Annotated in this window: 1 protein-coding gene; it reads right to left on the bottom strand. The window is 49.2% G+C overall.

Features of this window, described 5'->3' with window-relative positions:
* Window positions 1-35: 35 nt before the first annotated feature.
* Window positions 36-1,259 carry an IS256 family transposase gene (locus ACJ2PR_RS35970; protein ID WP_446880650.1) on the bottom strand — a complete coding sequence of 408 codons (1,224 nt, stop codon included), beginning with the start codon at window positions 1,257-1,259 and terminating at the stop codon, window positions 36-38.
* Window positions 1,260-1,330 lie beyond the last annotated feature (71 nt).

Genomic DNA, 1,330 nt, shown 5'->3' with positions numbered 1-1,330 from the left:
CGGGTTTGTCAAATAGATTGTGTCAAACGTGAAGGTTAGGTTGGAAAACGATCCTCATATTCGATCGCGAATCGATTCAGCGCAGGTTTCCAATCGCGGATCGGCATCGTCCACTTTTTGGCGATATTCTGGATCGCAAGGTAAACAACTTTAAGAGCCGACTCATCGGTGGGAAAGGAGCGATGGTTTTTCAGCACTTTTCTGAGGGTCATGTTGACCGACTCAATGGCATTGGTGGTGTAAATCGCTTTGCGAATCTCTTGAGGAAAGGCAAAGAAGGGAATGATGCGGTGCCAGTGATTCAGCCAGGACTTGCTAATGGTCGGGTACTGTTTGTCCCACTTTTCGGCAAAGGTCACAAGATTTTGTTCTGCCTCTGCTTCGGTGGCAGCGGTGTAGATCAGTCGCAAATCAGCAGCAACGGCTTTGCGGTCTTTGTAAGACACATAGCTGAGGGAATTTCTGACCATGTGGACAATGCAAAGCTGTACCTGGGTTTGGGGAAAGCCCGTCTCCACCGCTTCAGGAAAGCCCGTCAGTCCATCCATACAGGCGATGAAGATATCCTTAAGTCCTCGGTTCTGCAACTCCGTCAAAATCGACAGCCAGAACTTAGCCGATTCATTCTGAGTGATCCACATGCCCAGGAGTTCTTTAGTGCCTGATAGATTCACCGCCAGGGCAAGATGGATCGCTTTGTTGGTGACTCGTCCATCAGAGCGCACTTTGACGACCAGGGCATCGAAGTAGACAATGGGATACAGCCGATCCAGACTGCGATTCTGCCAGGCTTTGCGTTCCTCTTCGATGGCATTGGTGACGTTGGAGACCAGCCCCGCTGACACCTCTACCCCATAGAGTTCTTGCACTTGTGCCTGGATATCGCGGGTGGTCATGCCACGGGCGTACAACGATAAAATCTTGTCGTCGAACCCGTCGAATCGGGTCTGTCCCTTCTTGATCAGGATTGGCTCAAACTCGCTTTCTCGATCTCGTGGAACGCCGATCTCCGCTTCGCCAAACTCGCCTTGAATGGTCTTTTTACTGTGACCGTTGCGCCGATTCCTGGTTTTTGTTGGGTTGTCTGAGCACGATCGTTGATTTCGTTGCTCAGCTAAATGCGTTTCCATTTCTGCATTCAGACAGCGTTCCACTAAAGCTGTGGTCAATTGTTTGAGAATTCCGCTGTCCCCCATCAAATCGGCTGGATTTTGATATTCTTTGAGCAGTTCATCCAAAAGTTCGGGTCGAAAGGTCATTTGTTGTGTCTCCAGTTCATGAGTTCATTAGATCTTATTTCTTCCTTTGACACAATCTAATTTACAGTCCC

Source organism: Phormidesmis sp. 146-33, from assembly GCF_052939515.1.
Note: the sequence above shows the minus strand (reverse complement) of the source record. Positions and strands in the feature narration are given on the sequence as shown.